Origin of the sequence: Marinobacterium sedimentorum, assembly GCF_024267675.1 — a bacterium.
GTDB lineage: Bacteria > Pseudomonadota > Gammaproteobacteria > Pseudomonadales > Balneatricaceae > Marinobacterium_A > Marinobacterium_A sedimentorum.
This window is the reverse complement of record NZ_JALDYX010000023.1, coordinates 19,618-39,441: the sequence shown is the minus strand read 5'-3', so window position 1 is coordinate 39,441 and position 19,824 is coordinate 19,618. Positions and strand designations below refer to the sequence as shown.

20 protein-coding genes are annotated in these 19,824 nt (G+C 59.6%); 14 read left to right on the top strand and 6 right to left on the bottom strand.

Features of this window, described 5'->3' with window-relative positions; all coding sequences use genetic code 11:
• Positions 1–125: 125 nt before the first annotated feature.
• Both MRS74_RS16985 and sixA read left to right on the top strand, forming a co-directional pair.
• Positions 126–1,148, top strand: coding sequence for an NAD(P)H-dependent glycerol-3-phosphate dehydrogenase (locus MRS74_RS16985; RefSeq protein WP_254581469.1), 1,023 nt, complete (start codon positions 126–128; stop codon positions 1,146–1,148).
• Between the two features lie 112 nt (positions 1,149–1,260).
• A complete protein-coding gene (sixA, locus tag MRS74_RS16980) occupies positions 1,261–1,719 on the top strand; it encodes a phosphohistidine phosphatase SixA (protein ID WP_254581468.1) in 459 nt (152 codons plus the stop codon).
• Positions 1,720–1,852: 133 nt separating this feature from the next.
• Here the strand turns inward: sixA and MRS74_RS16975 are convergent, their stop codons facing one another.
• The gene (locus MRS74_RS16975) at positions 1,853–3,706 is read right to left on the bottom strand and encodes a Wzy polymerase domain-containing protein (protein ID WP_254581467.1); all 1,854 of its coding nucleotides are present in this window, start codon (positions 3,704–3,706) and stop codon (positions 1,853–1,855) included.
• Positions 3,707–3,795: 89 nt separating this feature from the next.
• Between MRS74_RS16975 and MRS74_RS16970 the strand changes: the two genes are divergently transcribed.
• From MRS74_RS16970 to MRS74_RS16960, 3 genes are all read left to right on the top strand, one after another.
• On the top strand, positions 3,796–4,659 hold the full coding sequence (locus tag MRS74_RS16970; RefSeq protein WP_254581466.1) for an alpha/beta fold hydrolase: 864 nt from the start codon (positions 3,796–3,798) through the stop codon (positions 4,657–4,659).
• Positions 4,660–4,821: 162 nt separating this feature from the next.
• Positions 4,822–5,676, top strand: coding sequence for a DUF4892 domain-containing protein (locus MRS74_RS16965; protein ID WP_254581465.1), 855 nt, complete (start codon positions 4,822–4,824; stop codon positions 5,674–5,676).
• Positions 5,676–6,611, top strand: coding sequence for a patatin-like phospholipase family protein (locus tag MRS74_RS16960; RefSeq protein ID WP_254581464.1), 936 nt, complete (start codon positions 5,676–5,678; stop codon positions 6,609–6,611). The genes MRS74_RS16965 and MRS74_RS16960 overlap by 1 nt, the downstream gene beginning before the upstream one ends.
• Before the next feature lie 103 nt (positions 6,612–6,714).
• On the opposite strand, the gene folE is transcribed toward MRS74_RS16960, so the two are convergent.
• Both folE and MRS74_RS16950 read right to left on the bottom strand, forming a co-directional pair.
• Complete coding sequence (folE, locus tag MRS74_RS16955; protein WP_254581463.1) at positions 6,715–7,257, bottom strand: GTP cyclohydrolase I FolE; 543 nt, start codon at positions 7,255–7,257, stop codon at positions 6,715–6,717.
• Positions 7,258–7,302: 45 nt separating this feature from the next.
• A complete protein-coding gene (locus MRS74_RS16950; protein WP_254581462.1) occupies positions 7,303–7,875 on the bottom strand; it encodes a Smr/MutS family protein in 573 nt (190 codons plus the stop codon).
• 119 nt (positions 7,876–7,994) lie between these two features.
• Between MRS74_RS16950 and prmB the strand changes: the two genes are divergently transcribed.
• The 6 genes from prmB to phaR all read left to right on the top strand — a co-directional run bounded on the left by prmB (position 7,995) and on the right by phaR (position 13,251).
• Positions 7,995–8,909, top strand: a complete 915-nt coding sequence (gene prmB, locus MRS74_RS16945) for a 50S ribosomal protein L3 N(5)-glutamine methyltransferase (RefSeq protein ID WP_254581461.1) — start codon at positions 7,995–7,997, stop codon at positions 8,907–8,909.
• Positions 8,910–9,062: 153 nt separating this feature from the next.
• Positions 9,063–10,154 (top strand): chorismate synthase, encoded by a 1,092-nt coding sequence (gene aroC / locus MRS74_RS16940; RefSeq protein WP_254581460.1) that lies wholly within the window; start codon positions 9,063–9,065, stop codon positions 10,152–10,154.
• A 92-nt stretch (positions 10,155–10,246) separates the two neighbouring features.
• A complete protein-coding gene (speE, locus tag MRS74_RS16935; protein WP_254581459.1) occupies positions 10,247–11,101 on the top strand; it encodes a polyamine aminopropyltransferase in 855 nt (284 codons plus the stop codon).
• A gap of 105 nt (positions 11,102–11,206) precedes the next feature.
• Positions 11,207–12,373, top strand: a complete 1,167-nt coding sequence (locus tag MRS74_RS16930; protein ID WP_254581458.1) for an MFS transporter — start codon at positions 11,207–11,209, stop codon at positions 12,371–12,373.
• A gap of 61 nt (positions 12,374–12,434) precedes the next feature.
• Positions 12,435–12,701, top strand: coding sequence for a DUF6489 family protein (locus MRS74_RS16925; RefSeq protein ID WP_254581457.1), 267 nt, complete (start codon positions 12,435–12,437; stop codon positions 12,699–12,701).
• Positions 12,702–12,720: 19 nt separating this feature from the next.
• Positions 12,721–13,251 (top strand): polyhydroxyalkanoate synthesis repressor PhaR, encoded by a 531-nt coding sequence (gene phaR, locus MRS74_RS16920; protein WP_254581456.1) that lies wholly within the window; start codon positions 12,721–12,723, stop codon positions 13,249–13,251.
• A gap of 93 nt (positions 13,252–13,344) precedes the next feature.
• Here phaR and phaC read toward each other — a convergent pair whose 3' ends face one another.
• The 3 genes from phaC to MRS74_RS16905 form a co-directional block, all read right to left on the bottom strand.
• Positions 13,345–14,412: a class III poly(R)-hydroxyalkanoic acid synthase subunit PhaC gene (gene phaC / locus MRS74_RS16915; RefSeq protein WP_254581455.1), complete on the bottom strand. Its 1,068-nt coding sequence runs from the start codon at positions 14,410–14,412 to the stop codon at positions 13,345–13,347.
• On the bottom strand, positions 14,409–15,425 hold the full coding sequence (locus tag MRS74_RS16910; RefSeq protein ID WP_254581454.1) for a poly(R)-hydroxyalkanoic acid synthase subunit PhaE: 1,017 nt from the start codon (positions 15,423–15,425) through the stop codon (positions 14,409–14,411). Before MRS74_RS16910 ends, phaC begins: the two co-directional genes overlap by 4 nt.
• 92 nt (positions 15,426–15,517) lie before the next feature.
• Positions 15,518–16,414 carry a LysR family transcriptional regulator gene (locus MRS74_RS16905; protein WP_254581453.1) on the bottom strand — a complete coding sequence of 299 codons (897 nt, stop codon included), beginning with the start codon at positions 16,412–16,414 and terminating at the stop codon, positions 15,518–15,520.
• Between the two features lie 166 nt (positions 16,415–16,580).
• Between MRS74_RS16905 and leuC the strand changes: the two genes are divergently transcribed.
• The 3 genes from leuC to leuB are packed head-to-tail and all read left to right on the top strand — an operon-like array spanning position 16,581 to position 19,760.
• Positions 16,581–18,002 (top strand): 3-isopropylmalate dehydratase large subunit, encoded by a 1,422-nt coding sequence (gene leuC, locus MRS74_RS16900; RefSeq protein WP_254581452.1) that lies wholly within the window; start codon positions 16,581–16,583, stop codon positions 18,000–18,002.
• Positions 18,003–18,020: 18 nt separating this feature from the next.
• Positions 18,021–18,668 (top strand): 3-isopropylmalate dehydratase small subunit, encoded by a 648-nt coding sequence (gene leuD / locus MRS74_RS16895; RefSeq protein ID WP_254581451.1) that lies wholly within the window; start codon positions 18,021–18,023, stop codon positions 18,666–18,668.
• A 9-nt stretch (positions 18,669–18,677) separates the two neighbouring features.
• Positions 18,678–19,760, top strand: a complete 1,083-nt coding sequence (leuB, locus tag MRS74_RS16890; RefSeq protein WP_254581450.1) for a 3-isopropylmalate dehydrogenase — start codon at positions 18,678–18,680, stop codon at positions 19,758–19,760.
• Positions 19,761–19,824: the final 64 nt, after the last annotated feature.

The following is a 19,824-nucleotide window of genomic DNA, read 5'->3' as shown; positions in this document are numbered from 1 at the left end:
CGACGAACCCGGCTCTGCGCCCAGAGTCTGATCTGCAGGGTGCGGGCTGTCCGCTGGCGCCCCTGCAGGCATCACTGTCCTGGCCGTGTGTCCAGGCAGAGTCTAATTTCAGGGAGTTTTGATCGATGAAGGGTGCGATGCGAGTGACCGTGTTGGGTGGCGGCAGTTTTGGAACTGTGCTGGCCAACATCATGGCGGAAAAGGGCATCCAGGTGCGGCTCTGGATGCGCGACGCACAGCAGGTCGAGAACGTGCGTAAAAGGCGCGAAAACAGCAAGTATCTGCCGGGCTACCCGCTGGCGGCTACGCTTGAGGCGCACACCAGCCTTGCCGATGCGCTGAGCGGGGCTGAGCTGGTGTTCGTGGCCATTCCCAGCGGCGGTTTTCGCGCTGTGGTGCATGAAGCCCGAGCCTATATGACGCCGGGTCAAATGGTTGTCAGCACCACCAAGGGTATCGAAGCCGGCACCTTCAGTCTGATGAGTGAGATCCTCGCCGACGAGCTGCCGGATGCCCGCATCGGTGTGCTGAGCGGGCCCAACCTTGCCAAGGAAGTGGCGGCGCGGCAGCTCACGGCAACGGTTATTGCCAGCGAAAGCGAGGCACTGCGCGAGCGGGTGCAGAGCACACTGCATACGGCCTATTTCCGTGTCTATGCCAGTACCGACATGTATGGGGTCGAACTTGGCGGTGCGCTGAAGAATATCTATGCCATTGCGGCGGGAATGAGCAATGCCCTGGGCATGGGGGAGAATACCCGCAGCATGCTGATGACCCGCAGTCTGGCGGAGATGAGCCGCTTTGCCGTCAGCATGGGGGCCAATCCGCTGACATTCCTCGGGCTCGCGGGGGTGGGGGATCTAATCGTCACCTGCATGTCGCCGCTGTCGCGCAATTACCGGGTCGGCTTTGCCCTGGGTGAAGGCAAGACACTGGAGCAGGCCGTCACGGCGCTGGGGGAGGTCGCAGAAGGGGTCAACACCCTGCATCGCGTCAAGGAAAAGGCGGATCAGCTGGGGATTTACATGCCGTTGGTGGACGGGCTTTATGAGGTGGTGTTCAATCATGCCCCGGCCGCCGCGGTTGCGAAAATGCTGATGCTGAACGAGCAGAGCAGCGATGTCGAGTTTGTCCTGCCGCGCAGCTGAAAGGCGTGTACCCACCAGGAATGGGCCTGGTTCAGGTTTTAAACGCCGGCGCCTGCGCTAATACAGGCTTAGGCGCCACGCTCACGCTTTACATGAAAGACAGAGGTGGGTCATGCAGCTTTATGTCATGCGTCACGGTGAGGCCGGTTGGGATGCAGCCAGTGACGCTGATCGCAGCCTGACGCCCATGGGCGCAGCGGCGGTGCGGGCAATGCTGATGGTCCATAAGGATCAGCTCAAAGCTGTCTCAGCCGTTGTTTCGAGCCCCTATCTGCGGGCGCGTCAGACTGCAGCCTTGGCGGCAGATACCTTGTCCGTGCCGACACTGCTGCCGGATGCAGCCTTCGTGCCAGAATCGTCTGTCGGTGATGCGTTGGTGCAGCTGGAACTGCTTCCCTGGCAGGGTCTGTTGCTGGTGGCGCATCAGCCTCTGCTGGGTAATCTGATCGCGGCTCTGGTGACGGGGGATGCCCGCTATGCAGAACCCATGGAGCCTGGTTCACTGGCGATACTCGAACTTGACTGGCCGGCCGCAGGTCTTGCGCGTCTGGTCACAAAATTGAGCGCCTGAGGTTTAGTTTAGGGGCCTTATCCCTTTGGTTTTCGTCCCTCAATTCGGTGATTTCCACTTTCCCCGCTTTTCTCGTTTGTTTGCTTTTACGTCCGTACCGTCCCTGGTGGCGTGTCTGTGTCTGTGTCTGCTGCTACTGGGGCTGACCCTGGGCCGTCTGGGCGTTGCGAGCCGCGTGCTTGGCCGCCAGATCCCTGAGGTAGTTATCTATATCGCCCGCTTTAAGTGCCAGTAGTGCCTGTTCCAGTCGCCCGTTATGGCGGTAGATGTAGAGCCCGCGTTCCAGTGCCTGCTGTGCCCGCTGATGATCTCCGATATGCACATAGGCGCCGGCGAGGTCGTAGAACAGCTGAATGTCGGGGGTGCGCTGCAGGTACTCATTGGCCCAGGCGATAAAGCCCGCGCTGCGCTGCTTGTCATTCAGGCTGTAGCCAATGAGAAGCGACTCCTTCATCAGCAGGTAGGTGGCCTGGCCGGAAAAATAGAGGTTGTTGATGGCCGGCTGAAGGAAGGCAGACTGCTGTCCGCGGCTTTTCATATAGTTAACGATGCCGGCGTTGGCTAGCAGGGAATGCAGCAAAAAGGTTGAGCCTGCCACCGGAATGATCAGCAGCAGTCCGGTGCAGAGCCCGCGTGCCGCCTGGGACAGCTTGAGGCCGAGACCTGTCGGGCGCAGGCTGAAGGTGAGGTAGAGCAGGAACAGCAGCAGGAACCAGTGGGGTGAGGATATATAGAACGGCAGCTCGACCTGGGTATGCAACACTATGGGCAGCAGCATGCCAGCCAGCAGCAGGCCGCGCTCTGAGCCCAGACGTACCAGGCGCCAGACCACGGCAGCGGCGCAGATCAGGATGCCGGCCAGGGCCACAAGACCGCCTTCTACCAGCCAGAACAGCAGCTCGTTGTGGGGGTGAGAATAGCGCGGGCCTATATCAAGGTCGGGGTGGCGGTCCTGAAACTGGCCGCGCTCATCCTGCCACACGGACTGGAAACTGCCCAGGCCGTGCCCGAACAGTGGCGCATTGGCGATGGTATCCAGCGATATCTCATAGACCGAAAAGCGTACGTCAGCCTGGCCGCCCTGTTGCAGCCGTTCGATCTTGTCGAGTGCGGAGGACGACCCCCGCTCGACCTTGTCCGACAGCAGAAAGCTTGAGCTCAGTAACAGTGATATTACTAACGCCAGGGCGATACCCTTGTGCCGGCGCAGAAACTGGCGTCGTCCGGCAAACGCCATCAGCAGGCCCAGGACGCCGCCCAAAAGACCCACGCGGGAGCCGGTAGACAGCAGTACGCCGCTGCACAGGACCAGGCCGCAATAGGGCAGGATGCGTATCAGCCAGGGCGCACGCAGGGCGCCCGGACGGGTCGCCAGGTAGACAGCTACGGGCAGGCCGGTCGCCAGGAAACTCGCTGTAAGGTTGACCTGCTGAAATATGGCGATGGGCTGGCTGCTGCTGGCGATCGGCACCAGGGCGCTGAAAAAAGGCAGTTGTTGCAACTGTACCCAGCCGATCAGAGCCTGCAGCATGATGCCGCACAAAATCAGTGTCAGGGCCAGCTCATCGTGCTTGCGCTGGAGGTGGAACTGGAACAGGGCAATAAAGAATCCGAAGCCGCCAAGTACATAGCCCAGACGGATCAGCCATTCGGACGGATTGCCGACGCCGGTAACAAAACCACTGATCAGCAAGCCCACGGGCAGGGCAAAGAGGGCGAGTGCATAGCGCGGTAGCACCAGTTGTAGCCTGCGCAGTGCAAACAGAAGCCCGGCAGCGGTGACGAAGAGTGCCGCGATCCAGGTGGATGCGTTGTAGGGCAGGTACAGGCCTTCGCCGCCCAGATTTTGCTGGTAGTACAGCGGCGCGGCCAGGGCCAGCAGGCTGAACAACACAAAAAACAGTGTTTGCGGACGCTGCAGTGAGGAGTCCCGCTCGAGCCTGAAGGTAAAGGATGGGGTGCGCGTGGCGCTGGTGTTAAGCGACATGGGGCTTTCCTTGCTGAGTGGCTAGGTGATGGTAACGCATTTCGCTATGCTGGGCGCACTCTGTTCGGATAAAGGAGGAAGGATTGCGGATGTATAATTGCTGGAATTTTGAGGTTCACGGGCGCCGCCTGGCCGTCATGGAATGGGGCGACCCATCGGCGACGCCTGTGATCGCGCTGCACGGCTGGCTCGATAATGCTGCAAGCTTCATGCAGTTGGCGCCCCTGCTATCCGGTGTGCGCCTGATTGCCATCGATATGGCCGGTCACGGCGAGTCCGGGCATCGCCCACCCGGGGCGCCCTATTATATCTGGGACAATGTCGCAGACGTGCTGGCCGTTGCCGATCAGCTTGGCGTTGAGCGTTTCAGTGTGCTCGGGCATTCAATGGGGGCGGGTGTGGCGATGCTGCTGGCAGCCTGTGTGCCGGAACGTGTGGCGCAGCTGTTTCTGATCGAGGGACTGGCGCCGCTGGTGTACGAGGCCGAAAGTCTGCCGCGCCTGATGGCTGAGGCGCTGAACAAGCAGCGGCGGCTGGAGCGCAGGACACTGAGACCTTATGACAGTTTTGAGCAGGCGGTTCAGGCGCGTATCAACGGCCGCTGGCCGGTGAGCCGGCGAGCGGCGCAGTGGCTGGTGGAGCGGGGGCTCGAGCGCTGCACTGGAGGCTGGCGCTGGCGCAGCGATCCTGCGCTGCTGCTGCCCTCGGTGGTGCGCTTGAGTGAGGTCCAGGTCGAGGCCTTTCTGATGGCTGTCAGGGCGCCGGTGGAGCTGGTGCTGGGGGATGAAGGTATCGACCCTGCGCGCATGCGGCGCCTGTTGCCGCTGCTGGCCGATGCGCGGCTGCATCTGCTGGCGGGCAATCATCATCTGCATCTGGAGGCGGGCGCCGCCGCAGAGATTGCTACACTGATTATCAATAGCTTGCGCGGATCCAGCGCGGATGCGCGCTAAGCAACCTGTTGGGTGATTGTCGGGTGGTAATCCTGCTCTGACGACCAGGCCCTTGCCAGTGGCAGTAGCTTTTACTGCTTTAATGCCGCAGGGTGTGGGGTAACAGGGTGCTGCGACCGCCGCAGCAACCGGTCTGTATGATGAATTGAATGGAGTCTGACCGTGCTGAGAAAAACCTGTTTGATGTTGGCTGGCCTGCTGTTCTCCTGTGCCGCTCTGGCGCAGCCGGATGTCGAGGGGGCGTCCGATTATGGGCAACTCAAGCGATTCCCGCTGTCCTGGATCGAAGGATATTGGCAGGGGCCGACACCGGAATATCTGCTGATGCTGTCCGAGCTGAAGAAGGTCAACAATATAGTGGTGGCCGACAAGCGCAAGGCACTGGAGGGTGAGCTGACCCGCATTACCTACCGCATTCCCGATACGCATCAGCCTGGCGATGCCTTCGAGCACTTTCGTGGCCAGTTGATGACCCGGGGCGCCGAGGTGCTGTTCCAGTGCTCGGGGCGGGACTGTGGCAGCAGTCATTACTGGGCCAATGATTACTTCGGTATTGCCCAGCTGTACGGGGTAGACCGCACTCAGTTCTATATGGCGGCGCGTCTTGGGACCGATTATCTGGCCCTCTATGCCGTGCAGCGTGGCAACAGGCGGGTATACCTGCAGCTTGACGTGGTGTCCGTTACCGGTGGCAGCGAGCTGGTACAGCAGCTAAAGGCGGCGGGTTTTGCGACCCTGCCAATTGATCCGGACAGGCCGCTGGATGTTGTTGATCCGCTGGTGCAGTTGCTGGCGGAGTTCGAGCCCAGCGAGGCCTTCTGGCTGGTGCTGCATCAGCAGGGGAGCGATGTGCAGGAGGCACTGGCGCAGTCAGGGGATGTGGCGAAGCAGATCGAGGTGGCTGTGCGCAACGCGGGTGTCGAAAATGTACAGGGCTTTGGAGTGGGTCCGCTGGTGCCCACGGTGCTGGCGGGCAGGAAGGGGGCGCTGGTCGTGATTCGATCTGCGGTGCAGTAATGGATCGCGAGGTTAGTGTATCCCTGGCGCTGGGCAGCGGAGGTGCCCGCGGCTACGCCCATATAGGGGTGATCGAGGAGCTGGTGCGTCGGGGTTATCACATCAAGGCTATCGCCGGCAGTTCGATGGGTGCGCTGGTGGGCGGCATGTATGCCGCCGGTGCGCTGGAGCCCTATCGGGACTGGGTGTCAGGTCTCAAGCGCATCGATATTCTGCGCCTGATGGACGTAACCTTCAGTCGCGGTGCGATTCGTGGCGACCGGGTGTTTGCCAAGCTGCGCGAGCTGGCGGGGGATCCGGATATTGAAAGTCTGCCGCTGAGCTTTACCGCCGTGGCGACGGACCTGTCGCACCAGAAGGAAGTCTGGTTTCAGAAAGGCTCACTGATGAGTGCCATTCGAGCGTCGGCGGCGGTGCCTGGCTTTTTCACCCCCGTAGTGACCGATAACCGTGTGCTGGTGGACGGCGGGGTGCTTAATCCGCTGCCGATTATCCCGACCGTTGCGGCCCATGCCGACATCATAGTGGCAGTGGACCTGAATACCAGCCGCTACCGCTTGCCGGTGGTTGATATGCCGCAGAATGCCTTTCTGGATTGCAGTGGTTATAGCGACGATAGCGCGGCCCGCGCGGAGGATTTGGCCGCCGCGAACGGTGCTGCGCCTAACGGTGCTGCGGCCAACGGGGCTGGCGAAAAGGAGCGCTTTGGCGGTCGGCTCGATATTCTGCTGAGTTCCGTGGAAGTGATGCAGAGTTCGCTCAGCGAATACAAGATTGCCGGTTATCCACCTGATCTGAACATCACTATCCCCAAGGAAGTCTGCAGTTTCTATGAGTTTCACCGTGCCGCGGAGCTGATCGAAATTGGCCGGCTGATCGCACGGGAGCGACTCGCGGCAATGGAGCAGGGCAGGCTGGCGCTCCCGCCAGGCTGACAGTGCGCAGTGTGCCCGCCAGAGCTGCGGGAAATGCTGACGCACGGTGGCGAGCTCCCTGCGGGCGACTCGCTAAAAGCGCCTCTACGAGCGAAGCAGTACACTAGCTACGAATTAGCGACATGAATTCGTTGCGGGTAGCGAGACTGTCACGAAACGAGCCCAGCATCATCGAGGTTTTCATGCTGGCGTGCTGCTTTTCAATGCCGCGCATCATCATGCACATGTGCTGAGCTTCAATGACCACACCAACGCCTGCGGCATCGGTCACCTGCATGATGGCCTCGGCGATCTGTTTGGTCATGTTTTCCTGAATCTGCAGCCTGCGGGCGAACATATCGACGATGCGGGCAATCTTGGAAAGCCCGACCACACGCCCCTGGGGTATATAGGCTACATGGGCCTTGCCGATAAAGGGCAGCAGGTGGTGTTCGCACATGGAATAGAGCTCGATGTCTTTGACCAGCACCATTTCGCTGTTGTCCGAGGGAAACAGCGCGCCGTTAACCACTTCGTCCAGAGATTGCTCGTAGCCGCGGGTGAGAAACTTCATGGCTTTGGCCGCCCGCGTCGGGGTGTCCTTCAGGCCCTCGCGGTTGATGTCTTCTCCCAGTGCTTCGATGATCCTCGCGTATTCATTTTCCATGCTGTGCCCCCCGGGATCGGTATGATCTGTCGCTGCTGTCAGCTATCAGGGTAAACCACTTTTCCCGCTCCTGCGTTTTAGCAGCACATAGAGAGCGCCGGTGCCGCCGTCTCTGGGCTGGGCTGAGCAGAACGCCATGACGCCGTGCAGCTGGCGCAGCCAGTCGTTTACCAGCGACTTGAGAATCGGGTGGGAGCCGGCCTGGGAATAGGCCTTGCCATGCACCACAAGCAGGACGCGGGCCTGTTGGCGCAGGCCGTCGTGAATAAAGCGGCACAGTTCTTCGCGCGCCTCGTCCACGGTCATGCCGTGCAGATCGAGCCCCTGTTCCCAGGGAATATGTCCCTTGCGCAGTCGTTTCATCAGGCCGATCTGGATGCCGGGCGCGGCGAACAGCAGCTCATCGCTGGACTCGACGATCTCGGCGGCTTCGCTGGAGAGACCGTCGATCACCTGGCGGGTTTCGCGGGTGGCGGCGGCACGCTTGTAGTCAAGACTCTGTTGATCGCTGGCAGCGCGGCCAATATCGGCGCGGTCGTGCTGGTGACGGCTTACATCCTGCATCAGGTTTTCGAATGAAATCACTGAGTCATCAGCGGGCAGCTTGTGGTCTGACATGGCGTCACTTCAATATTTTCATTAACATAGGCGCCTTTGGAGCACCGCTTTGGATTTTGGGTCTAAGCGCTGTGGTCGCTATGGTGCGGCACAAACTCCCCTCTATTATCGGTTTTGGAATGAGCATCGATCAAGAACAGGTTGTAAATGAGCTGTATACGATACGTGATTTTGTCCGCTGGAGTCTGAGTCAGTTCAGCCGCGAACAGGTATTTTTCGGTCACGGCACGGACAATGCGTGGGATGAAGCTGTTCAACTGGTGCTGGGCGCTATCGATCTGCCCTGGGATACCAACCCTGCGGTGATGGACGCACGCCTGACGTTTGGCGAGCGCAAGCGCGTGGTGGAATTCCTGCGTCAGCGCGTGGAAGAGCGCAAGCCTTTGCCTTACGTGATCGGTGAGGCCTGGTATCTGGGCATGCCATTTTATGTCAACGAGAACGTGCTGATACCGCGCTCGCCCATAGCCGAGCTGATACAGGCACGTTTTGCGCCCTGGCTGCGTTCCGGGCCCGTTGAACGCATTCTGGATCTGTGTGCCGGCAGTGGCTGCATCGGAATTGGCTGTGCCGACGTCTTCGAGGAAGCTGAAGTTGACCTGGTGGATGTTTCGGTCGAGGCGCTGGAAGTGGCGGCACGCAATGTCAGCCGCCATGGCCTGGAAGAGCGCGTCAATGTGATCCAGAGCGACCTGTTCAGCGCGCTGCAGGGACGCAGCTATGATCTGATCGTCAGCAATCCGCCCTATGTGGATGCGGCGGACTATGCTTGCATGCCGGCCGAGTTTGGCCATGAGCCGGAACTGGCGCTGACCTCCGGCGAAGACGGGCTGGACATTACCCGCAATATTCTGCGCCAGGCCTGCGAGTTTTTGCGCGAAGATGGCCTGCTGGTGGTGGAAGTCGGCAACAGCGAAGTGCATCTGATGGAGGAGTTTCCCCAGGTGCCGCTGATCTGGGTTGAGCTGGAACACGGCAACGGTGTCTTTGCGATCACGGCCAAAGACCTGCACCAGTATCGCAATCTGTTTTGAGGCTTTGGCTGCTGCGCCTGGCAGTCTGTCGGACAGGCTGCTATCAGGCCAGGAGACGCAGAGTACGTTTAATTTATCACCAGGTGCGGCCAGGGTTGTCGGTTCTGAACCGGCAGCGGCGCGGTGTCCGGGTTTGCTGTGACAGGAACACATATGTCTGGAAATAGTTTCGGTAAGCTGTTTACGGTGTCCACCTTTGGCGAGAGCCACGGTCCGGCGCTGGGGTGTGTGGTGGATGGCTGTCCGCCGGGAATCGAGCTGTGTGAGGCCGACCTGCAGGGTGACCTTGATCGTCGCAAGCCCGGTACGTCGCGTCATACCACCCAGCGGCGCGAACCTGATCAGGTGCGCATTCTGTCCGGAGTGTTCGAGGGCCGTACTACCGGTACGCCCATCGGGCTGCTGATCGAGAATACCGACCAGCGCTCCAAGGACTACTCCAATATTGCGGATACCTTTCGTCCGGCCCATGCCGATTATGTCTACAGCCATAAGTACGGCTTTCGCGATTACCGCGGTGGCGGTCGTTCCTCTGCGCGGGAAACCGCGATGCGTGTGGCGGCCGGTGGTATTGCGCGCAAGTTTCTTGCCAGCAAGGGCATTGAGGTTGCGGGCTACCTGAGTCAACTTGGCCCCATTCGTATCGATGAGCAGCGTTTTGACTGGGCGGAGGTTGCGCGCAACCCGTTTTTCAGCCCGGATGCGGAGGCTGCTGCGCGCATGGAAGTTTACATGGATGAGCTGCGCAAGGAGGGTAACTCCATCGGTGCGCGCATTTCCGTGGTTGCACGCAATGTGCCGGTGGGGTTGGGCGAGCCGATCTTTGACCGGCTGGATGCGGATCTGGCCCATGCCCTTATGAGTATCAATGCCGTCAAGGGCGTCGAGATCGGGGATGGCTTTGCCGTGGTGGAGCAGAAGGGAACCGAGCATCGCGATGAAATGACGCCTGAGGGGTTCCTGTCGAACCACGCCGGCGGCGTGCTGGGCGGAATTTCCACCGGCCAGGACATCATCGCCCATATGGCACTCAAGCCGACCTCCAGTCTGCGCCTGCCGGGGCGCAGCATTAATGCCCAGGGCGAGGCGATTGAGGTCGTGACCAAGGGGCGGCACGACCCCTGCGTCGGCATCCGTGCGACACCTATCGCCGAGGCCATGATGGCCATAGTGCTGATGGATCACTACCTGCGTAACCGCGGGCAGAACGCGGATGTCACGACGAGCGTACCTGTTTTGCGCTAAAGTGCAGCGCGCCAGTGCCAGTCTGGTGTTATTTACAGTAAACGGCCGCCGGCGGCGGCCACAGCAATCGTATTTAAGGGTTTTACAACGAGATGACTTCGAATTACGCCGAAAAACTGTATGACGGCTATGGCCAGAGCTTTGAGATCGATGAAGTGCTGTTTGAGCAGCAGACCGACTCCTGGCACCTGATCATTTTCCGCAACAAGAAGTTCGGGACAGTGATGGCGCTGGACGGCATCATTCAGACCACCGAGAAAGACGAGTTCATCTACCACGAGATGCTGACCCATGTGCCGCTGTTTGCCCACGGCGCAGCCAGGCGCGTGCTGATTATCGGCGGTGGCGATGGCGGTATTCTGCGCGAAGTCCTGAAGCATCAGGAGGTTGAGCATGTGACCCAGGTCGAGATCGACCAGGCCGTGATCGACATGTGCAAGACCTACCTGCCGAATCACTCTCAGGGTGCCTTCGACGATGCGCGTGCCAATATCGTGATTGCCGACGGTATCGAGTACGTGCAGCAGACCGAAGAGAAGTTCGATGTCATTATTTCCGACTGCACCGATCCTGTCGGCCCTGGTGAGGTGCTGTTTTCCAGCGCTTTCTATGAAGGCTGCAAACGCTGTCTGAACGACGGCGGTGTCTTTGTGGCACAGAATGGTGTCGCCTACATGCAGGTCGAAGAAGTGCTGACGACGCGCCGTCGCCTGAGTCCCTATTTCAAGGATCAGACCTTCTACTGTGCCGCAGTGCCGACCTACATCGGTGGCAACATGACTCTGGCCTGGGGTTCGGACAACGCCAGCCTGCCGTCACAGCCGCTGAGTCTGATTGAGCAGCGCTTCACGGCATCGGCTATCAAGACCCGGTATTACAACCCGGCCATGCATTGCGGCAGCTTTGCTCTGCCGCAGTTTGTGGTTGATGCCCTTAAGGGCGCCTGATAGCGTTCCTGGCTGTGGGTTCTGCGGTTAGCAGGGCCCACGGTCGTCGTTAAACGCTCTTGTTCCAGCGGGCCGCTCAGGCCCCGTCATGCAGGCCTGGCACTGATGTCCGAGCCCATTCCTTACCGGCGACTGTCCGGCTTCTATTTTTTCTATTTTGCGCTGCTCGGCGCCATAGTGCCGTACTGGCCGCTGTATCTGAAAAGTCTAGAGTTTGATGCCCGTACCATCGGCATGCTGATGGCCATCGTGCAGGGGTCGCGCATTATCGCGCCCAACATCTGGGGCTGGGCGGCGGATCGCACCGGGCGGCGTATTGAGATTGTGCGCTTTGGCAGTGGCATGACAGCTCTGGTGTTCCTGGCGATCTTCTGGCAGGACAGCGCCGTGGGCATTGCCTGGGTCATGCTGGCGTTCTCGTTTTTCTGGAACGCGGTGCTGCCGCAGTTCGAGGTAGTGACCCTGCGTCATCTTGGGGCGCAGCGTGCGCGCTACAGTCTGCTGCGGTTGTGGGGGTCGGTGGGCTTCGTGCTGACCGTGGTGGTGCTGGGCTGGGCGCTGGATGCGATTGGCGTCGACTGGCTGCCCTGGATCATGCTCGGGCTGATGCTGCTGATCTGGTGCAATAGCCTGCTGGTCAGCGCGCCTGCGCTGAGTGCGCGTGCATCCGGTGGTGGTGAAGGTTTTCTGCGTACGCTGCGCAGCCCTCAGGTGATGGCATTCTACGGTATCGTGTTTCTGGTGCAGTTCGGCCACGGGCCCTATTACACCTTCTACAGTCTGTTGCTGGAGAGTCTGGGTTACAGTCGTGGTGAGATCGGGCTGCTCTGGGCGCTGGGGGTTATCGCCGAGATTCTGGTGTTTGCCGTCATGCATCGGCTGATGAGTCGCTTTGGCATCCGCAGCCTGATGCTGATCAGCCTCTGGCTCTGTGTGCTGCGCTGGTTGCTGATCGCCTGGGTGCCTGACTGGCTGCCGCTCATGTTGCTGGCTCAGGTGCTGCATGCCGCAACCTTTGGTTGCCTGCATGTGCTGGGTATCAGTTTGGTGCAGCATTATTTTTCCGAACAGGCCCAGGGGCAGGGGCAGGCGCTGTTTTCAAGTCTGGGCTTTGGGGCCGGCGGTGCCGCAGGGGCGCTGGCGGCGGGTTTACTCTGGGATACCCAGGGCTCTGTGGCTGCCTTCGTGGCAGCAGCTGCAGCAAGTGCGGTGGCGATTGTGCTGGCAATAATCTGGATTCGTCCGGAAAAACTGCAGCAAAATGAGCGTTAGATTTGTATTGCAGTGCAGTTATACTATAGATTCAGCTTGGTCGATCGATCTCGGGGATAGTATGAATTTCAAGATTGATGTGGATATGACGCCGGATGAAATGCGCCGGATACTGGGTCTGCCGGACATCGCAGGCTTTCAGCAGGAAATGCTCGATCAGATACGCGAACGTATGGCGGCAGGGGCGGATGGTTATGACCCGTTGACCCTGTTCAAGCCCTACATGACCAGTGGTCTGGGTTCGATGGAGGCGCTGCAGCAGATGATGCTGAAGATGATGACTAACTATAAAGGTGCGTCTAAGGAAGCCGGGAAAGCTTCTGACTGATGTTGAGGTCGGATCGCGAATGAGTGAAAGCAACGAGAGAGTGGGTGCCTTGCGAATATTAAGAAAGTACACCAACCGTCGACTTTACGATACGTCCAAGAGCTGTTACGTGACACTGGAAGACGTCAAGCTGCTGGTGCTGAGCGGTGAGGCGTTTCAGGTGCAGGACTCCAAAACCGGTAACGATCTTACGCGTAACATCCTGCTGCAAATCATATCGGAGCAGGAAGCTGAAGGTCACGGGACTCTGCTGACCAATCAGGTATTGCAGCAGCTGATCCGTTTTTACGGTGACAGCATGCAGGGCATGATGAGTCAGTATATCGAACAGAGTGTCGGGGCTTTTCTCGAGCATCAGGATCGCATTCGCGAGCAGATGCAGAACATGATGGGCGTGGCCAATCCGCTGACGGTGATGAACCGGCTGGCGGATCAGAATATGGCGATGTGGAACATGTTCAAGCCGGGTGGTCGCACCGCTGAAGATGCTGATGCCGCTGGCGAGACCGCGAAGCCGCAGCCGGAAACGTCTGGCAAGGCCGGCAAGTAAGCCGATAGGCAGCAGTCGTCTGATCTGATTGCTATCTCTGAAGAATCAAACCGCCGCTTGAATGCGGCGGTTTTGTATCCGGGCGTCTGGCGTTTAGCTGTCGCGCTGCAACAGCCACTGCGCTATGTGGGGTGCCAGCAGGTTCTGGGCGCGTTTGCCCACGAAAATACCGATATGGCCGGCGGTCACCGGCAGGGCTTCATAGTCGCTGGACGAGGTGAGATCAGCGAGCACGGTGGATGCAGACGGCGGCACCAGATGGTCCTGTTCGCCATAGATATTGAGCACGGGCTGGTGGATGTTGTGCAGATCGACGGCCTTGTCGCCGATCATTACCTGGCCCTGTATCAACTTGTTCTGTTGAAAGAAATCCTGAATGAATTGCCTGAAGGCCTCGCCGGCCTGGTCCGGGCTGTCGTGTATCCATTCTTCCATGCGCAGAAAATTGAGTGCCTTGTCCCGGCTTTGCAGCTGATCGGGCATGTGCAGCTGTTTCTGTATGCCAAGGCGCATGGGCATCAGTGACTTGTAGGCGTCATTGAGCATGCTGCCGGGTATGTTGCCGTAGGTTTCTACCGCAAGATCTGCATCGACTTTCTGCGCCAGATGGCTGAGCAGGTTGTCCGGTGTGTGGAAGTCCACCGGGGTCACCAGGGTGATCAGATTTCTGATTTTGTGCGGATAGATCGCGCTATAGCACAGGCTGAAGGTGCCACCCTGGCAGATGCCCAGCAGATTGATGCGGTCTTGACTGCTGCGCTGGCGAACCTGGTCGACGCAGCTATCAAGGTAGTCGTTGATGTAGTCATCCAGGTCGAGGTGGCTGTCGCCGGCATCCGGGTAACCCCAGTCGATCAGGTACAGGTCGATCCCCAGGGCAAGCAGCTTTTGTACCAGGGAGCGGCGGGCATCCAGATCGATCACGTAGGGTCTGTTGACCAGGGCATAGCAGATCAGCAGCGGCGTCTGGCAGCGTTTCGGCTGGTCGCTGACATAGTGCAGCAGACGCAGCTTGTCCTGGCGGTAGATGACCTCGGACGCCGAGGGGCCAACCTCGACGGCGCGGATCTCGGTCAGGGTTTCGCAGCCGACGACGAGCTTGCGGCGATAGGCCTGTACTTCTTCGATGGCACTGTCGGCGTCCAGATCGATTCCGTTCATGCTTTGCGTTTCCTGGCGCTTGCTGGCCGCGGGGCCGGCTGTCTGATTTCGCTGCGAAGCGCCTCGAGTTCGGCTCGCAGTGCCTGCATGGCGGCGGTGTTGTCTGGCGTTGCGGATGTAGCGTCGGCACTTTGCTGCTGTTGTTGTAGTTGCAATTGGCGTACTTGCTTGCGCAGCACGTGGGCCTCGCGGCGCAGTTGCTGCAATTCCTGCTGGGTGGCCAGCCCCGCGGCCTTGAGTCGGGCGTCTCGCAGCTGCTGGGCAAACAGCTGCAGCCGCATATGGGCATTGGACAGGCGCCCGTGGGCGGCCTGAAAGGTCGTGCCAAAGGCCTGCTGGCGATAGGTCTGCTCATAGTGCTCGACCCAGAGGTCGTGCAGTGTACCCAGGGAGGTGACGGCCGTGTCGGCTCGGGATAGCTGGGTGCTGAGTGCGGCGGCGGCCTGGCGGCCTATCTCGCCTATCTGGTTCAGGTACTGTTGCAGCGCCTGCTGGTACTCCAGCAGCAGCCTTAGCGCCTCCAGTGCCTTGGCTCTTGACTCTTTGGGGGTGATGTCAGGCGCGACAAAAAGTCGGCTGAGCGCGTCCAGGGCGGCTTCATCGAGCAGTTGTTCTGCATTCACGCCTGATGCGTGCAGCAGGCTGGTGAGCGCATCCGGCAGCTTCCAGCTCTGGGTGGCATCGCTGCCGGCCTGCTGCTGCAGTGCGTGCAGCCAGTGTTCGATGCTGTCCGTCAGTGCGGCGTCGTGTGAAGGGCTCTGCAGGGCCTTGAAAAAGGGCTCGGCGTACTGGTTCAGTACCAGAATCTGGCCGGCGAGCTGGGCCAGAATGCGCTGCTGCGGCTCAGTGCCCTGGCGGCTGTTGCCGCTGGCATCGTCACCATAGAGTTTGCTGCCCTTGAAAAGGCCATCCCAGGCCCCGTGCGCTGAGGAATCGTTGGCGGACAGCTGGGCCCAGTAGGCCTGTTGCTGCTCGAGCCACTTTTCCATCAGTGTACGAAAATCGTCGGTCAAAAGGTGTCTCCGGACGCCGTGCTGCGGATGCCCATATTAATACAGCCCTGTGGCCGTTATGAAGCAATGATGTAGCCAGAATACAGTACTGCTCATCTGATGACCTCTGCAGTTGCGTTTTCGCCCAGTGCACGCAGCATTTCCACAAAGCGGTGGGCGGCATTCGACAGTGTTCTGTCGCGGTGATAGATGTAGCCCAGCTGACGCACTATGGGGGCCGATCCCAGATCCAGCACCTTGAGGTCGTCTGCAATCAGTGACTGCGGCAGCAGACTCCAGCCAAGACCAATACTGACCATCATGCGAATGGTGTCCAGGTAGTTGGTGGACATGCCTACGTGCAGTGCCAGATTGTGCTGTTCAAACTGTTCAGTTACCAGCTGGCGCGTAAAGGTGCTGCTGCCGGGCAGTATGGCGCTGTAGTGTGTCAGTTCCTGCAGCGACAGTTGTGTCCTGGTGGCCAGCGGGTGCTCTTTGGCAACGACGTAGTGAAGTGGGTCCTGCCAGATGGTTTCGGAGCAGATGCTGGTATGGGGGTTGGGAGAAAGGGTGATAAGCGCGAGCTCCAGATCACCCTTCAGAATGCCCTCAAAGGCCCGCTCTGACTCATCGAACTTGAGCTCCAGTGTTACGGCGGGGTAACGCTGGCGGTAGGCTTTCAGGATCGGCGGCAGGCGGTGCAGGCTGATATGGTGGCTGGCGGCCAGGCTCAGGGGGCCTTGCACCTCCCCGGATAGATTGCCGATCATGCGTCTGGCGTCGTCCAGTTCCAGCAGGACCCGGTTGGCACGGGGCAGCAGTGCGCGTCCGGTCTCGGTCAGGCTGATATGGCGGCCAATGCGGTCGAACAGGCGGGTGTCGAGCTGCGCTTCCAGCAGCGAAATGCGTTTGCTGATCGCCGACTGGGTAAGAAACAGCTGGCTTGCGGCCTGGGAAAAAGAGCCGGTTTGGGCGACGCAGACGAAGGCCTGCAGGGTATGTGTATCCATGGATCATGCTCGCAATAGACTGCTTGTCAGTTTATGTATTCCAGTTTGGAATTCAAACTATAAAAATAATGAATTTGTTTTGTGCGAGGCACTGGCATAGGATGCGTAAATGTCGCTGCGGGCCAGCCCCGCAGAGAGTTGTCAGCCGATTTGGGAGGAGCGAAAAATGGCCGGTAAAACGCTGTATGACAAGCTGTGGCAAGACCACCTTGTGCGCCAGAACGATGATGGCAGTGCGCTGATTTATATTGATCGACACCTGTTGCACGAAGTGACGTCGCCGCAGGCGTTTGAGGGCCTGCGCATCGCCAATCGCACACCCTGGCGTATCGATACCAACCTTGCCACTCCAGACCACAACGTGCCGACAACGGAGCGCTCCAGCGGCGTTCAGGGTATTGCTGATCCGGTGTCGCGCATCCAGGTGCAGACGCTGGATGACAACTGTGCGTCCTTCGGCATCACCGAATTCAAGATGAACGACCTGCGCCAGGGCATTGTGCACGTAGTCGGCCCGGAGCAGGGCGCGACCCTGCCCGGCATGACCGTGGTCTGTGGCGATTCCCACACCTCCACCCACGGCGCCTTCGCTACCCTGGCGCACGGTATCGGTACCTCCGAGGTTGAGCATGTGCTGGCAACCCAGTGCCTGATCACCAAGAAAATGGATAACATGCTGGTGCGCATTGATGGTCAGTTGGGCACAGGCGTCACCGCCAAGGACGTGATACTGCATGTCATTGGTGTGATTGGCACCGCGGGCGGCACCGGTTACGCCATTGAATTTGGTGGTTCGGCCATGGCCGGCATTTCGATGGAAGGGCGCATGACGATCTGCAACATGGCGATCGAGGCCGGTGCTCGCGTCGGTCTGGTCGCCTGTGACCAGGTCACCGTTGATTACGTCAAGGGACGTCCCTATTCACCCAAGGGGGCAAACTGGGATCTGGCGGTAGAGGCGTGGAAAAATCTGGTTTCCGATGCCGATGCGCAGTTCGATGCGGTGGTTCAGGTTGATGCGGCTGATATAGAGCCGCAGGTGACCTGGGGCACATCGCCGGAAATGGTCACCGGTGTCAGTGGCAAGGTGCCGAATCCTGACGCCGAAACCGATGCCGTCAAGCGTGAAGGCTACAGCCGCGCGCTGCAGTACATGGGGCTGCAGGCGGATCAGGCGATCACCACGATTCAGCTGGATCGGGTGTTTATCGGCTCCTGCACCAACTCGCGCATTGAAGATCTGCGTGAAGCCGCTGCGGTGGTGAAGGGGCGCAAGGTCGCCACGACGCTGAAACAGGCGCTGGTGGTGCCGGGGTCGGGTCTGGTCAAGGCGCAGGCTGAGGCCGAAGGTCTGGACAAGGTCTTTATCGATGCGGGTATCGAATGGCGTGAGCCTGGCTGTTCCATGTGCCTGGCCATGAACCCCGACAAGCTGGGTGCGGGCGAGCACTGTGCATCCACATCGAATCGCAACTTCGAAGGGCGCCAGGGCTTTGGTGGCAGGACCCATCTGGTCAGTCCGGCCATGGCTGCGGCGGCGGCGATCGCCGGTCATTTTGTGGACGTGCGCGAGTTCGTCAAACACTAAACGCGAAGGAGACCCGCTATGAACAAGTTCAGATTGCATCAGGGCATCGTCGCACCGATGGACCGTGCCAACGTCGATACCGACCTGATCATCCCCAAGCAGTTTTTGAAATCGATCAAGCGCAGCGGCTTTGGCCCCAACCTGTTTGACGAGCTGCGTTACCTCGATGAAGGTCAGCCGGACCAGGATGCGAGCCAGCGTCCGCTGAACCCGGACTTTGTGCTTAACCTGCCTCGCTACAAGGGTGCTAGCGTATTGCTGGCGCGCAAGAATTTCGGTTGCGGTTCGAGCCGTGAACATGCGCCCTGGGCGCTGGAAGACTTCGGCTTTCGCGCCATTATTGCGCCGAGTTTTGCCGATATTTTCTACAATAACTGCTTCAAGAATGGCCTGCTGCCGATCGTGCTGGATGAGTCCGTGGTGGATGAACTTTTCATCGAAGCGCAGGCAGCCGAAGGCTATGCGCTGGCCATCGACCTGGAGCGTCAAGTGGTCTGCAAGCCCGACGGCAGCGAAATCGAATTTAACGTTGACGGCTTTCGCAGGCACTGCCTGCTGAACGGGCTGGACGATATTGGTCTGACGCTGCAGTATGCCGATGATATTCACGCCTATGAAGCGCGCCGCGTTGCGGCAGCGCCCTGGCTGTTCGATACTACGAAATAGGAAGTTCGCATGAGCAAGAAAGTTCTGATTCTGCCCGGTGACGGTATTGGCCCGGAGATTGTGCGCGAAGCGCGCAAGGTGCTCAGCTGCGTTAACAGCCAGTTCGATCTCGGGCTGGAGCTGGATGAGCAGCTGGTCGGCGGTGCCGCCATTGATGCGACAGGCAAGCCATTGCCGGATGAGACTCTGGCTGCGGCCAGGGCAGCTGATGCGATCCTGCTGGGCGCCGTGGGTGGCCCTAAATGGGATTCCATCCCGGATTTCGCCATTCGCCCGGAAAAGGGACTGCTGGGGATTCGCTCTGCGCTGGGTCTGTTCGGCAATCTGCGCCCGGCCATTCTGTATCCGCAGCTGGCCCATGCCTCCAGTCTCAAGCCGGAGGTGGTGGCAGGGCTCGACATTCTGATCGTGCGCGAACTGACCGGCGGTATTTATTTCGGTCAGCCCCGGGGCGTGCGCCTCAAGGACGGCGGCGTGCGTGAAGGCTTCAATACTTACGTCTATGACGAAAACGAGATCCGTCGCATCGGCCGGGTGGCATTTGAAGCGGCACGGGCACGTAACAAGCGGCTGTGTTCCGTCGACAAGGCCAATGTACTGGAAGTAACGGTGCTGTGGCGTGAAGTCATGATTGAACTGTCGGCCGAATACCCGGATGTCGAGCTGTCGCACATGTATGTCGATAACGCCGCCATGCAGCTGGTGCGTGCGCCCAAGCAGTTCGATGTCATGGTAACCGGCAACATGTTCGGCGACATCCTGTCGGATGCGGCGGCCATGCTGACAGGTTCCATCGGCATGCTGCCCTCGGCATCCCTGGACGTAAATGGCAAGGGCATGTATGAGCCCTGTCATGGCTCGGCGCCGGATATTGCCGGTCAGGGTATCGCCAACCCGTTGGCAACCATCCTCTCAGTCGCTATGATGTTACGCTACTCTCTGGCGGCGCCTGAAGCTGCGGATAAAATCGAGGCGGCGGTGAGTAAGGTGCTGGATCAGAATTTGCGTACCGCCGACATCATGTCTGCCGGCATGCAGGCGGCCAGTACCTCAGAAATGGGTGATGCTGTGCTGCGTGCGCTGAACGCCTGAGCGGCGTCCCTTTTTCAGGGCAGCAAGAAGCCAGCCTGACACAGGCTGGCTTTTGTCGTTTGTT

What these genes read in the sequence shown, in the direction of transcription:
- MRS74_RS16985 (WP_254581469.1), top strand. Translation starts at nt 126, where the DNA reads ATGAAGGGTGCGATGCGAGTGACCGTGTTGGGTGGCGGCAGTTTTGGA.
- sixA (WP_254581468.1), top strand. Translation starts at nt 1,261, where the DNA reads ATGCAGCTTTATGTCATGCGTCACGGTGAGGCCGGTTGGGATGCAGCC.
- MRS74_RS16975 (WP_254581467.1), bottom strand. Translation starts at nt 3,706, where the DNA reads ATGTCGCTTAACACCAGCGCCACGCGCACCCCATCCTTTACCTTCAGG.
- MRS74_RS16970 (WP_254581466.1), top strand. Translation starts at nt 3,796, where the DNA reads ATGTATAATTGCTGGAATTTTGAGGTTCACGGGCGCCGCCTGGCCGTC.
- MRS74_RS16960 (WP_254581464.1), top strand. Translation starts at nt 5,676, where the DNA reads ATGGATCGCGAGGTTAGTGTATCCCTGGCGCTGGGCAGCGGAGGTGCC.
- folE (WP_254581463.1), bottom strand. Translation starts at nt 7,257, where the DNA reads ATGGAAAATGAATACGCGAGGATCATCGAAGCACTGGGAGAAGACATC.
- MRS74_RS16950 (WP_254581462.1), bottom strand. Translation starts at nt 7,875, where the DNA reads ATGTCAGACCACAAGCTGCCCGCTGATGACTCAGTGATTTCATTCGAA.
- prmB (WP_254581461.1), top strand. Translation starts at nt 7,995, where the DNA reads ATGAGCATCGATCAAGAACAGGTTGTAAATGAGCTGTATACGATACGT.
- aroC (WP_254581460.1), top strand. Translation starts at nt 9,063, where the DNA reads ATGTCTGGAAATAGTTTCGGTAAGCTGTTTACGGTGTCCACCTTTGGC.
- speE (WP_254581459.1), top strand. Translation starts at nt 10,247, where the DNA reads ATGACTTCGAATTACGCCGAAAAACTGTATGACGGCTATGGCCAGAGC.
- MRS74_RS16930 (WP_254581458.1), top strand. Translation starts at nt 11,207, where the DNA reads ATGTCCGAGCCCATTCCTTACCGGCGACTGTCCGGCTTCTATTTTTTC.
- MRS74_RS16925 (WP_254581457.1), top strand. Translation starts at nt 12,435, where the DNA reads ATGAATTTCAAGATTGATGTGGATATGACGCCGGATGAAATGCGCCGG.
- phaR (WP_254581456.1), top strand. Translation starts at nt 12,721, where the DNA reads ATGAGTGAAAGCAACGAGAGAGTGGGTGCCTTGCGAATATTAAGAAAG.
- phaC (WP_254581455.1), bottom strand. Translation starts at nt 14,412, where the DNA reads ATGAACGGAATCGATCTGGACGCCGACAGTGCCATCGAAGAAGTACAG.
- MRS74_RS16905 (WP_254581453.1), bottom strand. Translation starts at nt 16,414, where the DNA reads ATGGATACACATACCCTGCAGGCCTTCGTCTGCGTCGCCCAAACCGGC.
- leuC (WP_254581452.1), top strand. Translation starts at nt 16,581, where the DNA reads ATGGCCGGTAAAACGCTGTATGACAAGCTGTGGCAAGACCACCTTGTG.
- leuD (WP_254581451.1), top strand. Translation starts at nt 18,021, where the DNA reads ATGAACAAGTTCAGATTGCATCAGGGCATCGTCGCACCGATGGACCGT.
- leuB (WP_254581450.1), top strand. Translation starts at nt 18,678, where the DNA reads ATGAGCAAGAAAGTTCTGATTCTGCCCGGTGACGGTATTGGCCCGGAG.